Consider the following 21,224-nt stretch of genomic DNA (forward strand, 5'->3'; position numbering starts at 1 on the left):
CGCCCGGGACGGCCGCTCGCTGATCGAAAAGCCTCCGAGAAACACGCCCTAGGGCCCGCCCGGGAGTCCCCGGCGACGACGTGGACGGCCGCCATTGCACCGGCCCCTGCACGGCGTGTGCGCGGCCCTCGGAGTGCGGACGGCGCCGGGACCGGCGAGGGGAGGTCCTCCCACCCGACCGGCCCTGAGGCGCTGCTTCACCGCGCGCTGCGGCGGCGACAGGGGGGCCACCGCCGCAGGCCCCTTCCTCGGCCCACCTCCCGGACGCGGACCGCGTACGCGAGAAGGCGCGCCCGGCCCCTGTGGGTCGGGCGCGCCTTCTCGCGTCGTCGTCCAGCTGCGGCTACGCAGACTGGCCCGTCGGTGTGGGTACCGGCCGCAGTCGGGCGGCGGCGCCGTGGCGGACGGTCAGCCGTCGCCTTCCTGGCGGCGGCGCCAGCGCTCCTCGAAGCGGTGCATCATGCCGGGCTTCTGCTGCCGGGCCTGCTTGGCCTGCTGCTGGCCCTGGGGAGCGCTCCCCCCGCTCTCGTTACCGCCGGAGCCCTTGCGCCAGCCCGACAGCCCCCACAGGGCGCAGGCGAGCATGATCAGGAACCCCAGTGCGCCCACCGCCGGCTGCTGCAGGATCATTCCGCCCATCAGGACGGCGATCCCCAGGACGAAGCCGATGGACGCCTTGATGATCCAGCGCTTGTAGTGGACCGCGGGGTTCGTGTGTCGAACGGTGTTCGCGAACTTCGGGTCCTCGGCATACAGCGCCTGCTCGATCTGGTCGAGCATTCGCTGCTCGTGTTCAGAGAGCGGCACGGCGCCTCCCAAAGACAGTCCCCGGTTGGGGCGACGGGTACTGAACGACGGTCTGTTGGTCAGTGATATGCCCAGAATACGGTGCCTTGGCGCCTACTGGAAAGAAGCGCTGAGCCTGTAGCCGTCCCACATCGGTCACATTACCCTCACCGTCTAAGCTCCACACCGGTACGGTCACCCCGCTTCCACTGCTCCTCCGGCCCTGTGGGCGATCCGGCCCGGACCGACCGCCGGGTGTTCCTGCATTGTTCCCCCGGCGCCGCCCGGCAATCCGGGGCCGATCGGACGTCGTCGGACGGACGAACGCCCGGTGTCGGCTGAACGTATGGTCCGACGTGAAAGTGCCGAGTTCCGTTCCCTTCCGCATTCGGATCCGCCTCACTCCTCATCGTCCCGGGGCTCGGCGAGGCTGGCCGGGCGCAGCGCGCCGCTGCCGAACCGCTCGGCCACGGCGTCCATCACCCGCTCGGCCTCGCGCCAGCCCCGCTCCGGCTCGTCCAGGGTGGGCTGGTGGTGGGCCTCGGAGGCGGGCATGACCCCTTCGATCCGCACCCCGACCAGGCGCAGCCGCACCCGGTCCATCCCGGCGGCGGCGTAGAGGTCGCGGGCCACCGCACTGATGTCCCGCGCGACGTCCGTGGGGTCGGGCAGGGTCCGCGAGCGCGTCACCGTGGTGAAGTCGGCCCGGCGCAGCTTCACCACCACGGTCCGCCCGACCTGGCCGGAGGCGCGCAGCCGGCGGGCGGTCTTCTCCGACAGGCGCAGCAGCTCGCGGCGGATCGCCGCGGGGTCGTCCACGTCGGAGGGGAAGGTCTCCTCGGCGCCGATGCTCTTGTCCGGGGAGGTCGGCACCACGGGGCGGGGGTCGCGCCCCCGGGACAGGTCGGCGAGCTGCTCCCCCAGGGCCCGGCCGAGCTCGGCGCGGAGCGTGTCCCGGGGCACGCGGGCCACGTCGCCGACGGTGCGCAGCCCCAGGCGGGCCAGCGACCGCTCGGTCTTCTCCCCCACCCCGGCCAGCGCGCCGACCGGCATGGGTTCGAGGAAGGGGGTGACGTTGCGGGTGGGGACCAGCAGCAGCCCGTCCGGCTTGCAGCGGGTGGAGGCGAGCTTGGCGGTGAACTTGGTGGAGGCGATCCCCACCGAGCAGGTCAGCCGCTGCTCGGCGCGGACCCGTCCGCGGATGTGCTCGGCGATGCGCACCGCTCCGCCCAGGCGCCGCCGCGCCCCCGACACGTCGAGGAAGGCCTCGTCGAGGGAGAGCGGCTCCACCTCGGGGGTCACCGACCGGAACACGTCCATGACCGCTTCGGACACCTGCCGGTAGGCGGCGCCGTCGGGCGGGAACACCACGGCGTCGGGGCACAGGCGCAGCGCGCGCACCATCGGCATCGCCGAGTGCACACCGAAGGTGCGGGCCAGGTAGTTGGCGGAGGAGACGACGCCCCGTGGGCCGGTCCCGCCGACGATCACGGGGCCGCCCCGGACCTCGGGGTGCTCCAGCTCCTCGACGCTGGCGAAGAAGGCGTCCATGTCGATGTGGAGGATGCCGCAGTCGTCCTCGTCCTCGGGCCGGGCGGCGCTCAGCGGCTCGATGCCGTCGGCGCCGACCATCCCCCGGACGGGCTCGCCCCGCTCAAGCTGCCGTCGGCTCATGTGTCCAGTGTGCCCGCAGGGGAGTCCGGCTCGTGACGGTGCGGCCGGCGCTGCCGACCAGCAGAGGGCGGGGGACAGCGACGGCGGACGAGGAGGTCCCCCGCTTCCCGGCCCCGGCCGGGCGGCGGTCGGCGGGGTGCACGGGTGAGGACGGCGACGACGAAGGCCAGCGGTCCTTCCGGCAGCGTCGTCGATTGCACGGAGTGGGCATGGTCACCGTGACGGGCGGCGACGGCGAGAGCCGGGCGGTTCCCCGGCCCCGCCTGCCGGACGGCGGGTTCCTCGCGGTTCAGGTGGGCGGCGCGACGGGGACGGGCGGGTAGTCGCCCGCGCCCAGGCGGCCGCGGGCCGGTGCGCCCCCGGCGGCGGTGCGGGGGCACACCGCGGGGGCGGGCATCCAGGGGGCGGAGAAGTGCACACCAGGCGCACGAGAGTGGTCGAAGGTGCACCCTCGTTGCCCCGGGACCGGCTGAGGCGCCCGGATCAGAGGTCCGGGCGGAGCGGGGACCGCCCTGGCGCCCGCCCTATCCGGGGCGGTGGGCCACGACGTGCAGCTGGGTCGCGATCCCCGCCAGCTCGGGGCGGGCGGAGGCCTCGCGCTCCAAGGCGGTCAGCTCCTCCTCCTGCACGGTGCCCGAGTCGTAGGCCCGCCCGGGCAGCAGGTCCGAGAAGACGCCCACGCCCCGCACGCGTGGGCCCTCCAGGCCCGCGGCGGCGGCGAGGGCCACCAGGCCGTCGGCGGTGAACCGGCGCGGCATGGGGTCGGCCTCGCCCCAGCGCCCCTGCGGGTCCTGGAGCATCCGGTGCGCCTCGGCGACCCCGCCCTGCAGCACGCGGTGCAGCGCGGCGGCCGACGCGTTGGCCGCCAGCACGCTCACCGCGCCGCCGGGGGCCATGGCGGCCGCGACGTCGGTCAACGCCGCCCGCGGGTCGTCGACGTACTCCAGCACGTTGTGCACGAGCACCAGGTCCGCGTCCCCCGCCGGGAGCAGCGACGCCAGGTCGCGGGTGTCTCCCTGCAGGCCGCGGACCCGCACTCCACCGTCGGCCGCGCGGCGCTCCAGCGCCGCCAGCGAGTCGGGGCTGGGCTCGACCACGGTCACCTCGTGCCCGAGGGCGGCCAGCGGGACCGCGGCGCCCCCGGTGCCTCCGCCCGCGTCCACGATGCGCAGCGGTCCGCCGTCGTGGCGGTCCCCGCCGCCCAGCTCGGCGAGCAGCTCCCGCAGGGCCTCCCACACCACGGCGCTGCGCGCCGTCCACGGCGCCGACCGGGCCGCGGCCCGCGCCGCCTCGCCCTCCGCGGTGCCGACCGCCTTCTCGCTCACGCAGTCCCCTTCCCGTGGGACGTTCCCCCGGGGCGCCCCCCGGCGCGCCGCACACCGGCGCCGGTCCCGGACCCTACCGTCCCGGTTCCCGCCGGGTGCGCCGTTCGGGGCCCCGCCCCGGATCCGTCGGTACCCGGCCGCCGCCCGGCGCGGCGGGCGCCCTACAGGGCCAGCCGGGCCTTGTTCTCCATCAGGCGCGAGAGCAGTCCGTTGACGAAGGTCGGCGACTCCTCCGTGGACAGCTCCTTGGCCACGGCCACCGCCTCGGCGACGGCCACCCCGTCGGGGATGTCGTCGGCCCAGAGCAGCTCGTAGGCGCCCATCCGCAGGATGTTGCGGTCCACGACCGGCATGCGCTCCAGCGTCCAGCCGATCGCGTACTCGTCCAGCAGCTCGTCGATCCGCCGCCGGTGCTCGTCGACCGCCGCCGCCAGCTGCTCGGTGAAGTCGTTGATCGGCGGCTCGGGCTGGGCCCGCCGCCGCTCGATCACCTCCGGCACCGTCGCGCCGCGCAGCTCGGCCTCGTAGAGCACCTCGATCGCCCGTCTGCGGGCCTTGCGCCGCGCGCCGCTCACTGCCGTCCCCCCCGTTCGCCGTCCACGTCCCGCATCAGTTGACGCGGCCCAGGTAGTCGCCGCTGCGGGTGTCGACCTTGATCTTCTCACCGGTGGTGATGAACAGCGGCACCTGGACGACGGCGCCGGTCTCCAGGGTGGCGGGCTTGGTGCCGCCGGTGGAGCGGTCGCCCTGCACGCCCGGGTCGGTCTGGGAGATCACCAGCTCGACGGCGGCGGGAAGCTCGACGTAGAGCGGGTTGCCCTCGTAGGTGGCGACCGTGGCGATCGCGCTCTCCAGCAGGTAGTTCGCGGCGTCGCCGATGACGTCCGGGAGGACGTTGACCTGGTCGAAGGTGTCGTTGTCCATGAAGACGAAGGAGTCGCCGTCGTGGTACAGGTACTGCATGTCGCGGCGGTCGACGTTGGCGGTCTCGACCTTCGTGCCGGCGTTGAAGGTCTTGTCGACGACCTTGCCCGAGGTGACGTTCTTCAGCTTGGTGCGGACGAACGCACCCCCCTTGCCGGGCTTGACGTGCTGGAACTCCAAAACGCTCCAGAGCTCGCCGCCGTCGAGCTTCAGGGTCATGCCGTTCTTCAGGTCGTTCGTCGTGGCCACTTCGGTCGTCTCTCCAAGGGGTCGGTGGGGCCCGGTCCTCCGGCGCCGGTGCGCTGGAGGACCGCGGGGCGCGGTCCGGCCGTCCGGCTCGGGCCGCCGCCCGCCGGTGCGGGTCGCTCCCGCCCGGGCGGCGCCGTGCGCCGGTTCGTACACGGCAGTCTATGGGCGTCCTCCCGGTCCTGGTGAACCGGGATTCCCCCCACCCGCGAGGCGCGGGTCTCGGTGGGTTCCCGCTTCGTCGACCGGTGACCGGCGCCGCGGCCGGTCCCACGCGGTCTCCACGGGCATTCGAACCCGAAGGCTCCGTTCCCGCCTGTCCAGCGGTACCCGACCGGGCCAGCCTACCGGACTCCGGCCCCTCCAGCGGCGGTTCGGCCCGCGCACAGGCGGTCTGCGCGGGCCGTCCGGCGACCGGCCGAAGGACGGCCGGGACCCGGCGGCCCGCCTCAGGAGGCGGCGACCGCTTCGTAGGCGGTGTCGAGCATCTCCTCGGTGGGCCCTTCCAGCAGGCCGGGCTCGGCCAGGCCGTCCAGCACGATGAAGCGCAGCACCGCGCCGCGGGTCTTCTTGTCCACCCGCATGGCCTCGCGCAGCTCCGGCCAGACCTCGGCGGCGTAGCCGGTGGGCAGGCCGACCGAGGTCAGCACCGACCGGTGCCGGTCCACCAGGTCGTCCCCGATGCGCCCGTGCAGGCGGGCCAGCTCGGCGGCGAAGACCATGCCGATCGCCACCGCGTACCCGTGCCGGAAGGTGTAGTTCTCGGCGCGCTCGATGGCGTGGCCCAGGGTGTGCCCGTAGTTGAGGATCTCCCGGCGCCCGCTCTCCTTCAGGTCCGAGGAGACCACGTCGGCCTTGACCGCCACCGCGCGCTCGATGAGCTCGCGGGTGTGCGGCCCGTCGGGGCGGGTGGCGCCCTCCGGGTCGTCCTCCACCAGGTCGAGGATGGCCGGGTCGGCGATGAACCCGGCCTTGACCACCTCGGCCAGCCCGCCGATGTAGTCGGCGCGCGGCACCCCGGGCAGGGTGGCCAGGTCGCACAGCACCCCGGCCGGGGGGTGGAAGGCGCCCACGAGGTTCTTGCCCTCGGGGGTGTTGATGCCGGTCTTGCCGCCGACCGCGGCGTCCACCATCGCCAGCAGGGTGGTGGGCACCAGGACGCAGCGCACGCCGCGCAGCCAGGTGGCGGCGGCGAACCCGGCCAGGTCGGTGGTGGCGCCGCCGCCCACGCCCACCACGGCGTCGGTGCGGGTGAAGCCCAGTCGGCCCATCCGCGACCACAGCTCGGCGGCGACGGCGGCGTCCTTGGCGGCCTCCCCGTCGGGCACCGGCATGGGGTGGGCGCGGTACCCGGCGGCCTCCAGGGCGCCGACCACGGGGCGGGCCAGCTCGCCCAGGCCGCGCGGGTGCACCACGGCGACCTGCTCGGCCCGCTTCCCCACCAGGGAGGGCAGCTCGCCGAACACGCCGCTGCCGATGACGGTGTCGTAGGGCGAGGCCGGGTCGGCCACGTGGACGCGGGTCGCGCTCACCGGGCGCCCCCGTTCCGGCCGCGCTCGGGCAGCAGCTCCACGATGGCGTCCACGACCTCCTCGGGGTGGCGGCCGCTGGTGGAGACGGTGGCGGTGGCCAGCCCCTCGTAGACGGGCAGCCGCTCCTCCAGCAGCCGCTTGAGCCGGGCCCGGGGGTTGCCCGCCAGCAGCGGGCGGGCCTGGTTCAGCCCGACGCGCTTGGCGGCGTCCTCGAACTCCACCTGGAGGTAGACGACGTGCTGCTCGGCCAGGCCGCGGCGGCTGTCGGCGTCGAGGACGGCGCCGCCGCCCACGGCCACGACCCCGTCCCATTCGGCCAGCGTCTCGGCGACGACCCGGCGTTCCAGGGCGCGGAACGCCTCCTCGCCGTCCTCGACGAAGATGTCGGCGACGGCCTTTCCGGCGCGCGCCTCGATCTCGGTGTCGGTGTCGCGCAGTTCGGCGCCCAGGCGGCGGGCCAGCGCCTCGCCGACGGTGCTCTTGCCCGCCCCGGGCGGTCCGATGAGGACCGTGATCGGTGTGCTCATGGCGTTCAGGTGATCTCCAGCGCGTCCAGGTACGACGTGAGGTTGCGCGCGGTCTCCTCGGCCGAGTCGCCGCCGAACTTCTCCAGCGCGGCCTCGGCGAGGACCAGGGCGGCCATCGCCTCGGCGACGACGCCGGCGGCGGGCACCGCGGTGACGTCGCTGCGCTGGTGGTGGGCCTGTGCGGGCTCGCCGGTGGCCACGTCGACGGTGTCGAGCGCGCGCGGGACGGTGGCGATGGGCTTCATGGCGGCGCGCACCCGCAGCGGCGCGCCGGTGGTCATGCCGCCTTCGACGCCGCCCGCGCGGTTGGTGCGGCGCCGCACCCCGTCGGGGCCGGGCTCGATCTCGTCGTGGGCGGCCGACCCTCGCCGGGCGGCGGTGCGGAAGCCGTCGCCGACCTCGACGCCCTTGATGGCCTGGATGCCCATGAGGGCACCGGCCAGGCGGGCGTCAAGACGGCGGTCCCAGTGCACGTGGCTGCCCAGGCCGGGCGGCAGCCCGTAGGCGAGGACCTCCACGACGCCGCCGAGGGTGTCGCCGGACTTCTTGGTGTCGTCGACCTCCTCCACCATGCGCGCGCTGGTCTCGGGGTCGAACACGCGGAGCGGGTCGGCGTCGACGCGCTCCAGGTCGCCGGGGCCGGGCTGGGTGCCCTCGGGCACCTCGACCGGGCCCATGGCGACCACGTGGCTCAGCACCTGCACGCCGAGCACCTGGTCGAGGAAGCGGCGGGCGACCTCGCCCACGGCGACACGGGCGGCGGTCTCCCGCGCGCTGGCCCGCTCCAGCACGGGGCGCGACTCGGCGTGCCCGTACTTCTGCATCCCGACGAGGTCGGCGTGGCCGGGGCGGGGGCGGGTCAGCGGCGCGTTGCGCGCGGCGCCCTCCAGCTCCTCGGGCGGCACCGGGTCGGGGGACATCACCGTCTCCCATTTGGGCCACTCGGTGTTGCCCACCTCGACGGCGATGGGCCCGCCCTGGGTCAGGCCGTGCCGGACGCCCCCGATGAGGCGCACCTCGTCCTGCTCGAACTTCATCCGGGCTCCCCGGCCGTACCCGGCGCGTCGGCGGCGCAGCGCGGCGGCGATGTCGTCCGAGGAGACGGACACGCCGGCCGGGAGGCCCTCCAGGATCGCGACCAGGGCCGGCCCGTGGGACTCACCCGCGGTCAGCCAGCGCAACATGGCACGATCTTCCCACGGCGCGGGGGCGGACCACACATCGGAGGTGCCGTCGCGTCAAGTCGGGGCCGTGGTTCAGGGCCGTGGTGCCCCGGCGCGCGCGGGCACCGGGTGCCGCCCTGAGGGTGTCCGGCCCCGGGTGCGCGCCTCAGACGGTCAGTACCGCCAGCGGGTCGCCGAGCAGTACGACGGCCAGGGCTCCGCCGATCATGAACGGCCCCAGCGGCATCTCGGTCTTGCGGGTGGCCCGCCTCAGCAGGATGAGGACCACGCCCACCAGGGCGGACAAGAGGAAAGCCAGCAGAGTGCCCGACACCACTCCCCCGAACCCGGCCTGCCACCCCAGGTAGAGGCCGAGAAGCCCGGACAGCTTGACGTCGCCCCACCCCATCCCCGCGGGGTGGATGAACCAGAGCACGAAGTAGAACGCGAACAGCCCGGCGGCGCCGGCGGCCGCGCCGGCCAGGCCGCCCCAGTCGGGGCCCGAGGTCAGCGCGGCGGCGGCGACCAGCGCGGCGGCGAGCGGGTAGGAGCGCAGGACCAGCACGTCGGGCAGGCGCTTGACGCGGGCGTCCACGACGGCCAGCACCATGCCCACGGCGGCCAGGAACAGCATCGCCGCCACCCCCACCGGAGCGGTCCGGCCCTCGGCGGCGCCTGCGGCCAGGCCCACCGCGCCGAAGAGGACCGCGGTCCCCCAGGCCACCAGGGGCGACCCCGGCAGGGCGCGGCCGCAGCCGGGGCAGGCGCCGCGCAGCGCGAACCCGCGCACCGCCGGGACGGGCAGGGCGCGCAGGAACGGCACGGCCGCGTCGCAGTGCGGGCACGTCGGGGGCGGGGGGCCGGACTCGTCGTCGGGTTCGGGGTCGTGCGGGGTGAACAGCCGGACCAGCCGCCCGGACGCGGCACCGACGGCGGCGCCGACCAGCGCGAGCACCACGGCCAGGGCGATGTCGAGGGGGGTGGGCATGCCCGGAAACCTACCGGAACCGGGCGGCGCCCGCTCCGGCGCGGCGACGGGGCGGGGACGGGCGGGCGGGGGCGGGCGCGCCGCAGGGCGCAGGCGCCGTCGGTCGCCCCCGCCGGAGAAGGCGGTCGGGGGGCCGGTTCCTCCGCATGGACGGGAGGGTTCCCGGTCAGTGCTCCGGACAGGGAGATAGGCCCCGGTCGAGGGGCACGGTGACCGTATGGGCCCGGTCGGGGGGAGGCGCCATGCCGCGGAGCGCGGCCGTCAGCGCATCCGGCGGGCGTGGGCCCTCCGCTCGGGCCTCAGCCGTCCTTGCGGGCGCGCACCACGGCGCTCAGCTCCACGCCGCCGGGGAGCATGGGGGCCAGTTCGGAGGCCAGGCGCTCGGCGACGCGGCGCAGCTGGGCGTCGTCGCGGCGGTCCAGCTCCAGGCGCACCCCGATGTCGCCGCGCTCGGAGGCGTGCACCCGCACCCGTTCGATGCCGAACTCGGTGTGGGTGATCCGGTAGATGACGGCCAGCACCTGCGGGTCGTCCTTGGGCTCGGGAACCTCGCCGCGTTCGGCGAGCACGCTGAGGAAGCGCCCCTGCACGGTGTAGGGGAAGGGCCCGGCCACGTCCACCACCAGGGCGTCGGCGCCCTCGTCGACGGCGGCGCGGCAGGCCTCGCCGGTGGGCACGGGGACCGGGCGGGCGTCCTCGCGCCACTTCTTCACCGCGTCGACGCTGGTGAAGGCGAGCACGCCGCGGCGGCCGTCCTTGCCGACCATGACCGGGAGGGCGACCTCGCTCTGCTTGTCCACGGTCAGCCCGCCGGCGCCCTCACCCTCCTCCGTGGCGACGGCGACCACGGGAACCAGCAGGCGGGAGGGGGCGAGCGCGGACAGCACCTGGCGGTCGCCGACCTCCCCGCGGGAGTGGGCCTCGAGGCGGGCCGCCACCTCGGGGTCGGCGGAACCGTCGTCGTCTCGGTAGCGCTGGGCGCCGGTGATGGTCGGTCTCGTCACGACTGGCGACTCTACCCACACGCGCGCGGTGCACGGCGGCCGAACGGCGGTTCGCGCGCGGGGGCGAGTCAGAAGTCACCCCCGGGGTAGGCGAGGCGCCGTTGCCGTTCGGATTACTCGGCCTTGGAGGTCGCTCCTGCACAATCGGAACACCGGTGCCGGTGGCGTCCACCGGCAGGGACGAGGGGGTATCCATGACGCAGACGCCGGAGCACGGGCTGTACCCGGGCACGTGGCGGATCGACCCTGCGCACTCGATGGTCGGGTTCACGGTGCGGCACATGATGGTCAGCAAGGTGCGGGGGCGCTTCGACTCGTTCGACGCGGTCCTGACGGTCCCGGAGGACCCGCTGGCCTCGAGCGTGCGGGCGACGATCGACCCGGCCTCCGTCGACACCGACAACGAGCAGCGCGACAACCACATGCGGTCGGCGGACTTCTTCGAGGTCGAGGCCTACCCGGAGTGGACGTTCGTGTCCACGGGGCTGCGGCCGTCGGGAGAGGAGTTCCTGCTCGCGGGCGAGCTGACGATCAAGGGGACCACGCAGCCGGTCGAGCTGTCGCTGGAGTTCAACGGGGCCCTGAAGGACGCCTTCGGGATGCAGCGGGCGGGCTTCCACGCCGAGACGCAGATCAGCCGCAAGCAGTTCGGGGTCGACATCGAGATGCCGATGGAGGGCGGCGGCGTCGTGGTGGGCGACCGCATCAACATCGAGATCGACGCCGAGTTCACCCTGCAGGAGGGGTGAACGGGGGTTCGGGGGCGGCGCGGCGGGGCGCGCCGATAGCCTCGTAGCGAACCCGGTCCGGGGGCGCCGTCCGAAGGCGGCGGGCCCCGGACCCGTGCCGCGCCCGCCGGTGTCCAGGCCGCCGGTGGTCGGGCCCGCCGATCCCCAGGGAGGACAACCGTGCCGTCCGAAGGCTCCCCGTTTTCGCCCGAGGTGGTCCGGGCCGTCACCGCGCACATGAACGACGACCACGCCGAGGACACCCTGCTGATCTGCCGCGCGCTGGGCGGGGTCCCCGAGGCGTCGGCGGCCCGGATGACGGGTCTGGACGACGTCGCGGGCGAGTACGCCGCCGAGGTCGGCGGCGAGGAGGTCGCGGTGCGCATCCCGTGGTCGCAGCGGCTGACCGAGCGCGCCGAGATCCGCCGCGAAGTGGTGCGCATGTACAAGGAGGCATGCGAGCGCCTGGGCGTGGAGCCGCACGCGGAGCACTGACGCCGCGCTGTGCGCCGCGTTCCGGTCGTGTCCGCTGGAGCGGTGTCATTTCCCTCGGACCAGTCCAGCCAGTCCCGGGCGGTCGGCCCGGCCCTCTTCGGGCGTTGATCTCGGGGATTCGGGCCGGAGGTGTCCGCACCGGCGTGAGGCCGCAGGCCCCAAAGAGGGCCTGTGCGCCCTGAGCGGCGTCCTGCCCGTTGGCGTGCGGCCGCCAAAGTTCCACCACTCCGCGGAACGCGGCCCGCGTCCGTACCCCTGCTTCCTCTGCCGGGCCTTCGCTCCGCCTCTTCCCCTTCCCCCCTTGCGCCGCGGACCGCTGCGGAGGGGACGCGTGTGGCCCGTGTCACCACTAAGGGAAGAATGGGGCATCGGTCCCCCCGTCCCGCGGTCGCGGCTCGCCTAGTGTGGGAGGCGCCGAGTCCCCCATCCCGGGCCTTTCCGGTCCGGTCCCGACCGCAGACGAAGGACGCCGCGCGCACGATGGCCGATCCGCAGCACAGCGACCCCGACACCCCTCACGACCCGGCCGCGCCGACCACCCGGCTCGACCCTGTCGCGGAGAAGAAGACCCGATGGGTCACCCGTGTGCTGCGCCCCGGCGGGGACGAGACCGGGCCGACGGTCCGTGTCGGCCGCCAGGACGGCGCCTCCCCGGCTGCCCCCACCGGACCGACGGCGCGCACCGCGCGCGCGTCCGCGCCCCGCCAGTCGGCACGGCCGTCGGGGAGCAGGCAGGGGCGGCCGTCGGCGCGGCGGCCGGACCGGGCCGCGGCGACCGCCGTCCACCAGGCGGGGCGGCCCACGTGGTGGCGCCGGGCCGTGGCCGCCGTCTCCTCCTGGTTCGCGCGCATCGTGGCGCGGGTGGTGGTCGGACCGGCGGGCGACCTCGACTACGCGGTCCCGGCCGACCTGCGCCGCCGCTACACGGTGCTGGGGCGGATCGGTGCGGGCGGGGAGGCCGTCGTCTACCTGGCCGAGCCCGCCGCCCCGGCCGGGGACGGGCCCCGCACCCGACTGGCGCTGAAGGTGTACCGGCCGGGCCACGACATCAACCGGGAGCTGCTGGAGCGGCTGCGGGCGCGCGGCACCGCCGACCCGCACGCGCCCTCGATCCACGGGTACGGGCACGCGGGCAGCACGTGGGGCGACGAGGTCGCCTGGGAGGCGCAGGAGTACTTCCCCGAGGGGTCGCTGCGCACCCTGCTGGAGGGGGCGCCGCTGGAGGACGCGCGCACCCGGGAGCTGGTCGGGGCGGTCGCCGACTGCCTGCGGCACTGGCAGGAGGAGCTGCAGCACAACCACACCGACGTCAAGCCGGAGAACCTGCTGATCCGGTCGGCGGACCCGCCGGTGTTCGCGCTGACCGACTTCGGCGGGGCGGTGCGCGCCACCATGAGCCGCGTCTACGGGACGCTCGCCGTCACCGAGGAGTACGCCGCCCCCGAGGTCGTGGAGGGGCGGAGGGAGGCGCCCGCCGCCTGGTGGTCGCTGGGCGTGATGGCGCACGAGATGGTGGCCGGGCGGCGCCCGCCGCGCCGGGAGAACTGGCTGACCGCCCGCACCGACGAGATCGACGTGTCGGCGGTGGCCGACGAGCGGTGGCGGCTGCTGGTGCGCGGGCTGCTGGCGCCGGTCCCGGCCGAGCGGTGGGGCGCCGAGGAGGTGCGGCGGTGGCTCGACGGGGAGACCCCGCAGGTGGCGCGGGCGGGCCGGAACGCGCCCATCGTGTTCGCCGACACCACCCACGCCGACCCGCCCAGCCTCGCCTTCGACCTGCTGGACCGGTCCGACAAGGGCGCCATGTGGCTGCGCACGCACTGGTCGGCGCTGCGCACCTGGCTGGACCGGGAGGTCAACGACTACACCTTCGACCGGGAGCACCTGACGGCGCTGCAGGACCGGCCCGAGCTGGCGCACGCCGCCATCAGCGCCCTGGCCGCGCACTACATCCCCGGCATGACGCCGCGCTACCGGGGCCTGGACGTGAGCGCCGACGGGGTGCTGGCGCTGGCCACCGGGGAGCGGGCCCGCCACGCGCTGCTGCGCGAGGCGGTGGAGACCGGGGCGGTGGGCCTGGCCGCCCGGCACTGGTGCGGCCACCCGGGCTGCCACGCCGAAGGGGCGCACCGCTGTGTCCTGCTGGAGCGGGTGCAGCACGAGGTGCCGCGGGTGATGCGGGAGGCCGGGGCGTCGGTGCGGCGCCTGGAGGAGCAGGGGGCGGGCGACTTCTCCGGGGTCGACCGGCACGGCTGGGACGGCGCGTGGGCGCACGCGGCCGAACTGGTGCTGGACCCGGAGGCGGCGGCGCGGGAGCGCCGGTGGCTGCGCTCGCAGGCGTGGAACCCGGCGCAGCGGGGCCCGGCCTGGCACGCCGGCTGGTGGGGGGAGCTGCGCCGGTCGGCCCTGGCGGGGGCGGCCGGGGACATCGCCACCAACGCCGCGCTGGTGGCGCTGGACCTGGTGACGCCGGTGGCGACCGCCGTCGGCGCGGAGGCGCGCAGGCGCGAGCAGGCCGAGGGGCGGATGCGCCGCAAGGAGCGCTGGCAGAGCGCCCGCCGCAAGAGCGGCGCGGCCCTGGCGTCGGCTCGGGGCCACCTGACGGGCCTGACCCACGGGAGGGACACCGGACAGGGCCAGGCGGGCGGCCCCGGCCAGGCGGGGCGGCAGGGGCAGGCACGCCCCGGGCGGGCGTGGCCGTGGCAGCGGCCGGGTGAGCAGGGCCCCGGCCAGGCCGGGCGGCAGCCCTATCCCCCCTACGACCCGAACGACCCGCTGGCGCGGTACCGCCCGGCCCAGGGGCCGCAGGGGCAGGACCGCCGTCCCGACAAGACCGCGAAGGGCCTGCGCCAGATCGAACGCGCGATGACCGCGGGCCGCTGCCGCCGCTTCGCCTACCCGGCGGCGCTGCTGGGCCTGCTGGACGCGGCGGGCCGGGCGGTGCTGCCGCCGGAGGGGTTCTTCCCCTCCAGTGACCTGGTGCTGGGGCTGTACGAGGGGCTGCTGGGGTTCCGCCACAGCGCCCCGGTGACGGCCGTGGCCGACGGGGCGTCCGCCTTGGCGGGCCTGGTGCCGGGCGGTGCGGCGGTGCAGTGGTGGTCGCCGCTGGTGCTGGCCGTGGTGCTGGTGCTGCTGGGCAGGACGGCCGCGTCGAAGAAGCGCAAGGCCCGCACCCAGCTGGGGGCCTACCGATTGGCGGTGGCGGGGTCGGTGGCCATGCTGGTCCTGCTGGCCGCGGGCGGCCTGCTGACCCTGGGGGCGGGGATCCTGATCCCCCTGGACGGCCTGCTGGGCTGAGGCCTCCGGATGTCCCTGTGCGTTGGCGCGCTTTGCCCCGGGGGCGGGTCTCCGGGACCGCCGAACAGGGCATCGGGCCGCGTCCGCTCGCCGAACACGCCCCACTGCGTCTCTTCCTCGGGCGGCGGGCCTTCGCGCCCCGGAGACCGTGCGCCGACCCCCGTCCCCGTCCATGGGTGGTCCCCTCCCCCTCGCCGTCCTCAGACCGTGGCAGGATGCGCGCGGAAGCGGGGACGGAACGGTCCGGCTCCGCCGAGACGCACGGACACAGTAGGGAACGGGAGCAGCATGACCGCGCAGACTCCGACCCGGCCCGATCCAGGGCGGGTCGTCGCCGAACTCCGCACGGCCGAGGCCGCGGCGGACGGGCGGGTGGAACTCCTCCCCGGCCTCACCGACGCCGTGATGGACGGCTGGGAGGTCCCCGTGCCCGAGCACGTCCGGCGCATCCTCCGTACGACCGCGGGGTTGAGGACGCTCGGGCCGGGCGGCCGGACCGACGAGGAGTTCACCGTCGAGCACGAGGCCAACGACGACCCCGGCGGCCCCTTCTACAGTCGGTGCGGGGAGCCGGGGACCTTCCGCGTCCTGCACACCAACGGCCTGGCCGAGGCCTATTACGTCGACGTGGCCGCCGATAGCGGTGAGTGGACCGGCGTCTTCTCCTTCTGGGACAGCCTCGACGGCCGATTCGAGGCCCCTTCTCTTGAGGACTGGTTCATCGTCCTCGCGAAGGCCGTCCGCAGCGCGGCGTTCGCGGTGGAGGAGGGACACTTCGACGGCTTCAGCAGTGCCTTCTTCAGCGTTCTCTGGAGCGACTTCACGGAGAAGGCGGGCACGACGGGGCATCCGGAGCACGACTGGCGCGCCTGGATGGACCTGGCACGCGCGCCGGTCGTCAGCGCCGCGGCCGCCCGGGCCTCGGAGGACCCGGTCCTGACCGCCGCGGGCGCGCAGGTGCCGGACTCGGCCACGGTGGCCGACCTGCGCGGGGCCGTCCGGCGCACCCTCGTCCCGACCCTCGACCTCCCGGGGATGGGTATCGACGCGGCTTTCCGCCGTTTCCACGGGGGACGGATCCTCGCCGCCATCCCCTGGGACGACTGAGCACGGGGCGCGGAAAGGGAGCGGAGCGCCGGGAGCCGAAATGCCGGGCTGGGCCCCCTGGAAGCCCTGGCCGGCGCCCCGCCCTCAACGGGCGGCACGGCCGCCGACCTCCGTCGGCGCCGCCCTCACCCCCATCCGGCGGCCGTGCTCGGGTCCAGGCCGGATGGATCCTGCGGCCCCGGCACACGACGGCGTCGGCCCGCCCGGGGGCAGGCCGACGCCGAGGGTTTTCGGTCTTGTCGAAATCGGGTGGCCGGGTCGTTCGTGGGTGGATCGGCCGGGGTCAGTAGGCCTCGGCCAGGCCGTCGCCTCCCAGGGTGAGCAGGGACCGCATGCGCTCCAGGTCCTCGGGGGTGTCGATGTCGTCGGGGCTCGCGACGTCATCGCAGGCCACGGTGGTCACCAGGTGGGAGTAGGCGCGCAGGAAGGGCCGCGCGCCCACGTCGCCCTCGGCCAGGGCGTGCACCGTGGGCCAGTGCTCGCGCCCCAGCAGGACGGGGTTGCGGGGGTTGCCCGAATAGGTGGCCGCCGCCGCGCGGGCGCCGTCGGCGTAGGCGGCGATCAGCCGCTTCACCGCCGCCGAGGTGACCAGCGGCTGGTCGGCCAGCGCGATCACCACCGCGTCCACCTCCTCGGGCAGCGCCTCCAGCCCCCGGCGCAGGGACGAGCCCATTCCGCTCTCCCAGCCGGGGTTGTTCACCTCCGCGGCCCCCTCGACCGCGATCGATTCCGCACCCAGGACCACGTGGACCGGCACGCACCCGCCCTCGCGCAGCACCCTGACGCCGCGGTCGGCCAGGCGCTCCCCCGCCACCTCCACGGTGGCCTTGGGGCGCCCGAGCCTGCTGCCGCGGCCCGCGGCCAGCAGCAGGCCGGCGATCGGGAGACGGACGGCGCCGTGCTCGCGTGTGGTCATGCCGCGATGATGCCATGCCCGTCCGCGCCGGGCGCCGGGTTCACCGACTCCGTCCCGGACCGGACACCCGAAACCGCCCGCGACGGGCCCGTTCTCCCGGCTCGGCGGCGGGGGTTCACCCGCCGGCCTGACCGGTACCGGCCGCCTCGGCCCGGCGTGCCAGCGGTTCGGTGTGGATCCGCCCGGAGGTGGAGCTCAGCGGACGGCCGGAGCCGCCCCACCGGGTCTGGATCAGCTCGGCCGCGATCGACACCGCCGTCTCCTCCGGGGTACGCGCCCCCAGGTCCAGCCCGATCGGCGAGTGCACCCGCTCCAGCCGGTCCTGCGGCACCCCCGCCTCCCGCAGCCGGGCCATCCGGTCGTCGTGGGTGCGGCGGCTGCCCATCGCCCCGATGTAGCCCGCCCGGGTGTCCAGGGCGGCCTCCAGCACCGGCACGTCGAACTTGGGGTCGTGGGTGAGCACGCAGATCGCGGTGCGCTCGTCGATCTCGTCGGCGATCTCGGTGAGGTAGGCGTGCGGCCACTTCACCACCACCTCGTCGGCGCGGGGGAACCGCTTGGGGGTGGCGAACACCGGGCGCGCGTCGCACACCGTCACCCGGTAGCCCAGGTAGGCGCCGATGTCGGCGACCGCCGCGGCGAAGTCGATGGCCCCGAAGACCAGCATGCGCGGCGCCGGGGCGAAGCTCTGCACGAACACTTCGAGCTCGTCGCCGCGCCGCTGCCCGTCGGCGCCATAGTGCAGGATGCCGGTGCTGCCCTGGGCCAGCATGCCGCGCACGTCGTCGTCGACCGCCGCGTCCAGGCGGGCCCCGCCCAGGGACCCGTCGGCGCCGTCGGGGCGGACGACCCGCCGCGCGCCCAGCCGCCCCGGGCCGCCGACGACGGTGGCGACCGCCACCGGCCGGTGGGCGTCCACCGCCTCGATGACCCCGGGCAGTTGCGGGTAGCGGCCCCGGTCCACCGGCTCCACCAGCACGTGGAGGGTGCCGCCGCAGGTCAGGCCGACCGCGAAGGCGTCGTCGTCGCTGACCCCGTACTTCTCGCGCACCGGCTCGCCGGTGGCCATGACCTGCTGGGCCAACTCGTAGACGGCGCCCTCCACGCAGCCGCCGGACACGCTGCCGACCACCTCGCCGGAGGGGCCGACCGCCATCGCGGCCCCGGCCTCCCGGGGCGAGCTCCGGTAGGTGTCGATCACGGTCGCCAGCGCGAACGTCTCGCCGGCGGAGTACAGCTCCGCGACGGCCGAGCGGATGTCACGCACGTGCTCCTCCTCCTTCGGCGCGGCCGCGCGCCACGGCCCGCGCCAGTCGTTCCAGCGCCTCCAGGCTGTGCCCGGGGACGAAGTCGTCGATGTAGGGCAGCGCCGCCGCCATCCCCGCCGCCCGGGGGCGGTAGCCGGCCTGGCCCTTGTGGGGGTTGGCCCACACGGTCCGGTGCGCCAGGCGGGAGAGGCGGGCCATCTGCACGCCCAGCTGCGACGCGTCGCCGCGCTCCCACCCGTCGGAAGCGATGAGCACGACGGCGCCGCGGGCGGCGCCCCTGCGTCCGTACAGGTCGAGGAATTCCTTCAGCTCCTCCCCAAGGCGGGTCCCGCCCCGCCAGTCGGGGACGGCCGCCCCGGCGGCGCGCAGGGCGCGGGCCGGGTCGGCGGCGGACAGTTCGCGTGTGAGGCGCGTCAGCCGGGTGCCGACGCTGAAGACCTCGGTGGCGCCGGGGTGGCCGCGCAGCAGGACGTGGGCGAGGCGGAGCAGCGGCTCGGCGTAGGGCGCCATGGAGCCGCTGACGTCGACGAGCACGACCACCTTGCGGGGCCGGTCGGTGCGGCCCCGGTAGGACGGCCGCAGCGGCTCGCCGTCGGTGCGCGCGGCGGCGGCGAGGGTGCGGCGCGGGTCGAGGCGCCCGCGCCGGGCGGGGGCCGTGCGGCGGGTGGGGCGCCGGGGCGGGTCGGCGGCGATGAGCGACACCAGGCGGGCGGCTTCGGCGCGCTCGCCTTCGGAGAGCAACCCCAGGTCGGCGGTGCGCAGCACCTCGGTGCCGCTGGCGGCGGCGGGCCGGTGCGCCTCCGTGGCGCCGCCGTCGTCTGGTCCCCGGCCGCCCGGGGCGAGCAGTGCCGTGAGCCGTCGGCGCTCGGGCGCCGGGAGGACGGGTCGCGGCGCCGGCGGGGACGCGCCGAAATAGGCGGCGAAGCAGGCGTCGTAGATGTCGAGGTCGGCGCGGGTGGAGCAGAGGGTGAGGCGCCCGGCCCAGTAGACGCGGTCGGCGCGGGCGGGGGCGTCGACCGCGGCGAGGGCGTCGGTGAAGGCGAGGGCGCGGGCGGTGTCGGCGCGCACCCCGGCGGCGCGCAGGGCCCGAACCAGGCCCAGCACCGGGGCGGTGGGCGGCGCGGGGGCCGCCGCCGGTCCGGGACGGCGGGTCACCGCCGTGTCCTCGCGGCGGTGGGGGCGGGGGCGGCGCCGGAGGCGTCCGCGACCCCGCCGTTCAGCAGGACGGACAGCCGCTCCCGGACGGCGTCGACGTCGTCGCGGTGCTTGACGAGCGCGCCCAGGGTGCGGGCGGCGGCGCCCGGGTCGAGCGCGGTGGCGCCGAGCGCGGTCAGGGCGGCGGTCCAGTCGATCGTCTCGGCGACGCCCGGGGGTTTGAGCAGGTCGATTCCGGAGGCGGCCGGGTCGCGGAGGCGCTGCGCCGCCGCGGCGACCTCCCGTACGAGGCGCTCGGCGGCCTCGGGGCGGCGGCGCGCGATGATGGCCGCCTCGCGTTCGAAGGCGGGGTGGGGCGTCCAGTGGTAGAGGCACCGGCGCTTGAGGGCGTCGTGCACCTCGCGGGTGCGGTTGGAGGTGAGGACGACGGCGGGCGGTGCGGCGGCCCGGACCGTGCCCAGCTCGGGCACGGAGATGGCGAAGTCGGAGAGGAACTCCAGCAGGAACGCCTCGAACTCGTCGTCGGCGCGGTCGATCTCGTCGACGAGGAGCACGGCGGGGCGGCCCGGGGTGCTCTCCTCCAGGGCGCGCAGGAGCGGGCGGGCGCGCAGGTAGCGGCGGTCGTACATGCCCGCCTCCAGCTCCTCGGCGCCGCCCGGGGCGGTGCCGGAGGCCTGCACGGCGCGCAGGTGGAGGAGCTGGCGGGGGTGGTCCCAGTCGTAGAGGGCCTGGGAGGCGTCGATGCCCTCGTAGCATTGCAGGCGGATGAGCGGGGCGCCGAGCACCCCGGCGAGGGCGCGCGCCAGCTCGGTCTTGCCGACCCCGGCGTCGCCTTCGAGGAAGAGCGGCCGCCCCATGCGCAGCGCCAGGAAGCACGCGGTGGCGGCGCCGTCGTCGGCCAGGTACCCCTGTTCGTCCAGCAGCGCCGCCAGGGTCTCGGGGTCGTCCGGGCCGGTGCCCGGTGCGCCGATCGCCCCCATGCCCCTCCTCTGGGCCGTCCGATGGTCCCGTTCCTTGCACAAGGCTATGTGCCCTGTCCCACAACGGGAGAGGTCAGGAACCTCCAAATTTCCGGGACGGGGGCCGGGGGTGCTCGTGCGCACGCACATGAGCCGAGGCCGGGCGGGGGGCGGAACAGGAGTGGGCGGCGGACGCGCACGCGTTCCGGGGCCCGCAGAGGGGCGGGCGGCCGGGACCCGGACCCCGAGGGCCCCGAGGGGGCCGCGGAGGCCCGGGTCAGCCGTTTCCGTTCAGAAGCGATACCAGGGCGAGGACGGTGACGAGTGTCCAGAACAGGGCGGAGACCCGGTCGGCGCCGACTCGCGCGCTCCGGGTCGCCCGGATGCTCACAGTGAGGGTCTCCATGCCCACTATGACGCCCGTTACGGGCCTCCTGGTTCAACTGGTTTTCCAGGGCGCGGGGACGGCCGCGTGGGATTCCTGCGGTCACGCGGCCGGGTTACGGGCCAGCGCGGTGCGGGGCAGATTGCGGCGACGACGGAGGTCGGCGGCCCTTGCGGTAACGCTGTCGGACGGCGGGCATGTGCATGGTCACCGTGCTCGGCGGCGACGGCGGAAGCGGGATGGTTCCCCAGGCCCGCTCGCCGTCCGGTGGGCCCCTCGCGGTCCGGGCGCGCGCGGCTGAGCAGGTCCCCCGCTCAAGGACCCCGGCCGTGTGGCAGGTCGCCGGGGTGTCGGGGGAGAGCGGCGACGACGAAGACCAGCGGCCCTACCTGCGATGTCGTCGGTCGCACGGCGTGTGCGTGGTCCCCGTGACGGGCGGCGACGGCACAAGCCCAGCGATTCCCCAGGCCTGCTCGCCGTCCGCCGGGTTCCTCGCGGTCCGGGTGGGCGGCTCGGCTGGCGCCCCGCTCCGGGCCTTGGCCGGGCGGCGAGTCACCGGGGTGCGGGGCGAGGGGCGGCGACGACGGAGCTCGGCGGCTCTTCCGGCAGCGCTGTCGGCCGCCGGGTCCCTGCGCCGCCCGCGCCCAGGCCCCTGCGCGTCTCGGCATCTGGGACCGTTCGCCGAGTTACACCTGGTGGCCGGTATTCGGGCCTGAATACCGGCCACCAGGCGCAACTCGGCGAAAAC

19 protein-coding genes are annotated in these 21,224 nt (G+C 75.7%); 4 read left to right on the top strand and 15 right to left on the bottom strand.

The features are described 5' to 3' along the window. Window positions 1-408: 408 nt before the first annotated feature. The 10 genes from O4U47_RS29085 to O4U47_RS29130 all read right to left on the bottom strand — a co-directional run bounded on the left by O4U47_RS29085 (window position 409) and on the right by O4U47_RS29130 (window position 10,169). On the bottom strand, window positions 409-807 hold the full coding sequence (locus O4U47_RS29085) for a DUF3040 domain-containing protein (protein WP_270681184.1): 399 nt from the start codon (window positions 805-807) through the stop codon (window positions 409-411). A gap of 378 nt (window positions 808-1,185) precedes the next feature. After that, window positions 1,186-2,418, bottom strand: coding sequence for a DNA polymerase IV (gene dinB / locus O4U47_RS29090; protein WP_270681202.1), 1,233 nt, complete (start codon window positions 2,416-2,418; stop codon window positions 1,186-1,188). 566 nt (window positions 2,419-2,984) lie between these two features. Then, the gene (locus O4U47_RS29095) at window positions 2,985-3,785 is read right to left on the bottom strand and encodes a methyltransferase (RefSeq protein WP_270681185.1); all 801 of its coding nucleotides are present in this window, start codon (window positions 3,783-3,785) and stop codon (window positions 2,985-2,987) included. Between the two features lie 161 nt (window positions 3,786-3,946). Further along, on the bottom strand, window positions 3,947-4,360 hold the full coding sequence (gene nusB / locus O4U47_RS29100) for a transcription antitermination factor NusB (protein WP_270681186.1): 414 nt from the start codon (window positions 4,358-4,360) through the stop codon (window positions 3,947-3,949). Between the two features lie 34 nt (window positions 4,361-4,394). After that, window positions 4,395-4,958 carry an elongation factor P gene (gene efp, locus O4U47_RS29105; RefSeq protein ID WP_270681187.1) on the bottom strand — a complete coding sequence of 188 codons (564 nt, stop codon included), beginning with the start codon at window positions 4,956-4,958 and terminating at the stop codon, window positions 4,395-4,397. A 446-nt stretch (window positions 4,959-5,404) separates the two neighbouring features. After that, entirely contained in the window at window positions 5,405-6,487 is a 1,083-nt protein-coding gene (gene aroB / locus O4U47_RS29110; RefSeq protein WP_270681188.1) for a 3-dehydroquinate synthase, read from the bottom strand. After that, a complete protein-coding gene (locus O4U47_RS29115; protein ID WP_270681189.1) occupies window positions 6,484-7,014 on the bottom strand; it encodes a shikimate kinase in 531 nt (176 codons plus the stop codon). Before O4U47_RS29115 ends, aroB begins: the two co-directional genes overlap by 4 nt. A 5-nt stretch (window positions 7,015-7,019) precedes the next feature. Next, on the bottom strand, window positions 7,020-8,198 hold the full coding sequence (gene aroC, locus O4U47_RS29120) for a chorismate synthase (protein ID WP_270681190.1): 1,179 nt from the start codon (window positions 8,196-8,198) through the stop codon (window positions 7,020-7,022). Window positions 8,199-8,343: 145 nt separating this feature from the next. Then, window positions 8,344-9,165 carry a prepilin peptidase gene (locus O4U47_RS29125; protein WP_270681191.1) on the bottom strand — a complete coding sequence of 274 codons (822 nt, stop codon included), beginning with the start codon at window positions 9,163-9,165 and terminating at the stop codon, window positions 8,344-8,346. Between the two features lie 299 nt (window positions 9,166-9,464). Beyond that, window positions 9,465-10,169 (bottom strand): SseB family protein, encoded by a 705-nt coding sequence (locus O4U47_RS29130; RefSeq protein ID WP_270681192.1) that lies wholly within the window; start codon window positions 10,167-10,169, stop codon window positions 9,465-9,467. 194 nt (window positions 10,170-10,363) lie between these two features. Between O4U47_RS29130 and O4U47_RS29135 the strand changes: the two genes are divergently transcribed. The 4 genes from O4U47_RS29135 to O4U47_RS29150 all read left to right on the top strand — a co-directional run bounded on the left by O4U47_RS29135 (window position 10,364) and on the right by O4U47_RS29150 (window position 15,793). Then, window positions 10,364-10,918 carry a YceI family protein gene (locus O4U47_RS29135; RefSeq protein ID WP_270681193.1) on the top strand — a complete coding sequence of 185 codons (555 nt, stop codon included), beginning with the start codon at window positions 10,364-10,366 and terminating at the stop codon, window positions 10,916-10,918. 159 nt (window positions 10,919-11,077) lie between these two features. Continuing rightward, window positions 11,078-11,392, top strand: coding sequence for a DUF2470 domain-containing protein (locus tag O4U47_RS29140; RefSeq protein ID WP_270681194.1), 315 nt, complete (start codon window positions 11,078-11,080; stop codon window positions 11,390-11,392). Window positions 11,393-11,872: 480 nt separating this feature from the next. After that, the gene (locus tag O4U47_RS29145; protein ID WP_270681195.1) at window positions 11,873-14,686 is read left to right on the top strand and encodes a protein kinase domain-containing protein; all 2,814 of its coding nucleotides are present in this window, start codon (window positions 11,873-11,875) and stop codon (window positions 14,684-14,686) included. Between the two features lie 288 nt (window positions 14,687-14,974). Continuing rightward, on the top strand, window positions 14,975-15,793 hold the full coding sequence (locus tag O4U47_RS29150) for a hypothetical protein (protein ID WP_270681196.1): 819 nt from the start codon (window positions 14,975-14,977) through the stop codon (window positions 15,791-15,793). Window positions 15,794-16,076: 283 nt separating this feature from the next. Here O4U47_RS29150 and O4U47_RS29155 read toward each other — a convergent pair whose 3' ends face one another. The 5 genes from O4U47_RS29155 to O4U47_RS29175 form a co-directional block, all read right to left on the bottom strand. Beyond that, window positions 16,077-16,709: a nucleotidyltransferase family protein gene (locus O4U47_RS29155; RefSeq protein WP_270681197.1), complete on the bottom strand. Its 633-nt coding sequence runs from the start codon at window positions 16,707-16,709 to the stop codon at window positions 16,077-16,079. Between the two features lie 115 nt (window positions 16,710-16,824). Further along, complete coding sequence (locus tag O4U47_RS29160) at window positions 16,825-17,976, bottom strand: XdhC family protein (protein ID WP_270681198.1); 1,152 nt, start codon at window positions 17,974-17,976, stop codon at window positions 16,825-16,827. Then, window positions 17,969-19,132 carry a vWA domain-containing protein gene (locus O4U47_RS29165; protein ID WP_270681199.1) on the bottom strand — a complete coding sequence of 388 codons (1,164 nt, stop codon included), beginning with the start codon at window positions 19,130-19,132 and terminating at the stop codon, window positions 17,969-17,971. The genes O4U47_RS29160 and O4U47_RS29165 overlap by 8 nt, the downstream gene beginning before the upstream one ends. Then, entirely contained in the window at window positions 19,129-20,112 is a 984-nt protein-coding gene (locus O4U47_RS29170; protein ID WP_270681200.1) for an AAA family ATPase, read from the bottom strand. Before O4U47_RS29170 ends, O4U47_RS29165 begins: the two co-directional genes overlap by 4 nt. 256 nt (window positions 20,113-20,368) lie before the next feature. Next, on the bottom strand, window positions 20,369-20,497 hold the full coding sequence (locus O4U47_RS29175) for a hypothetical protein (protein ID WP_270681201.1): 129 nt from the start codon (window positions 20,495-20,497) through the stop codon (window positions 20,369-20,371). Window positions 20,498-21,224 lie beyond the last annotated feature (727 nt).

The organism is Nocardiopsis suaedae (assembly GCF_027706745.1).
Taxonomy (GTDB): Bacteria; Actinomycetota; Actinomycetes; order Streptosporangiales; family Streptosporangiaceae; genus Nocardiopsis_A; species Nocardiopsis_A suaedae.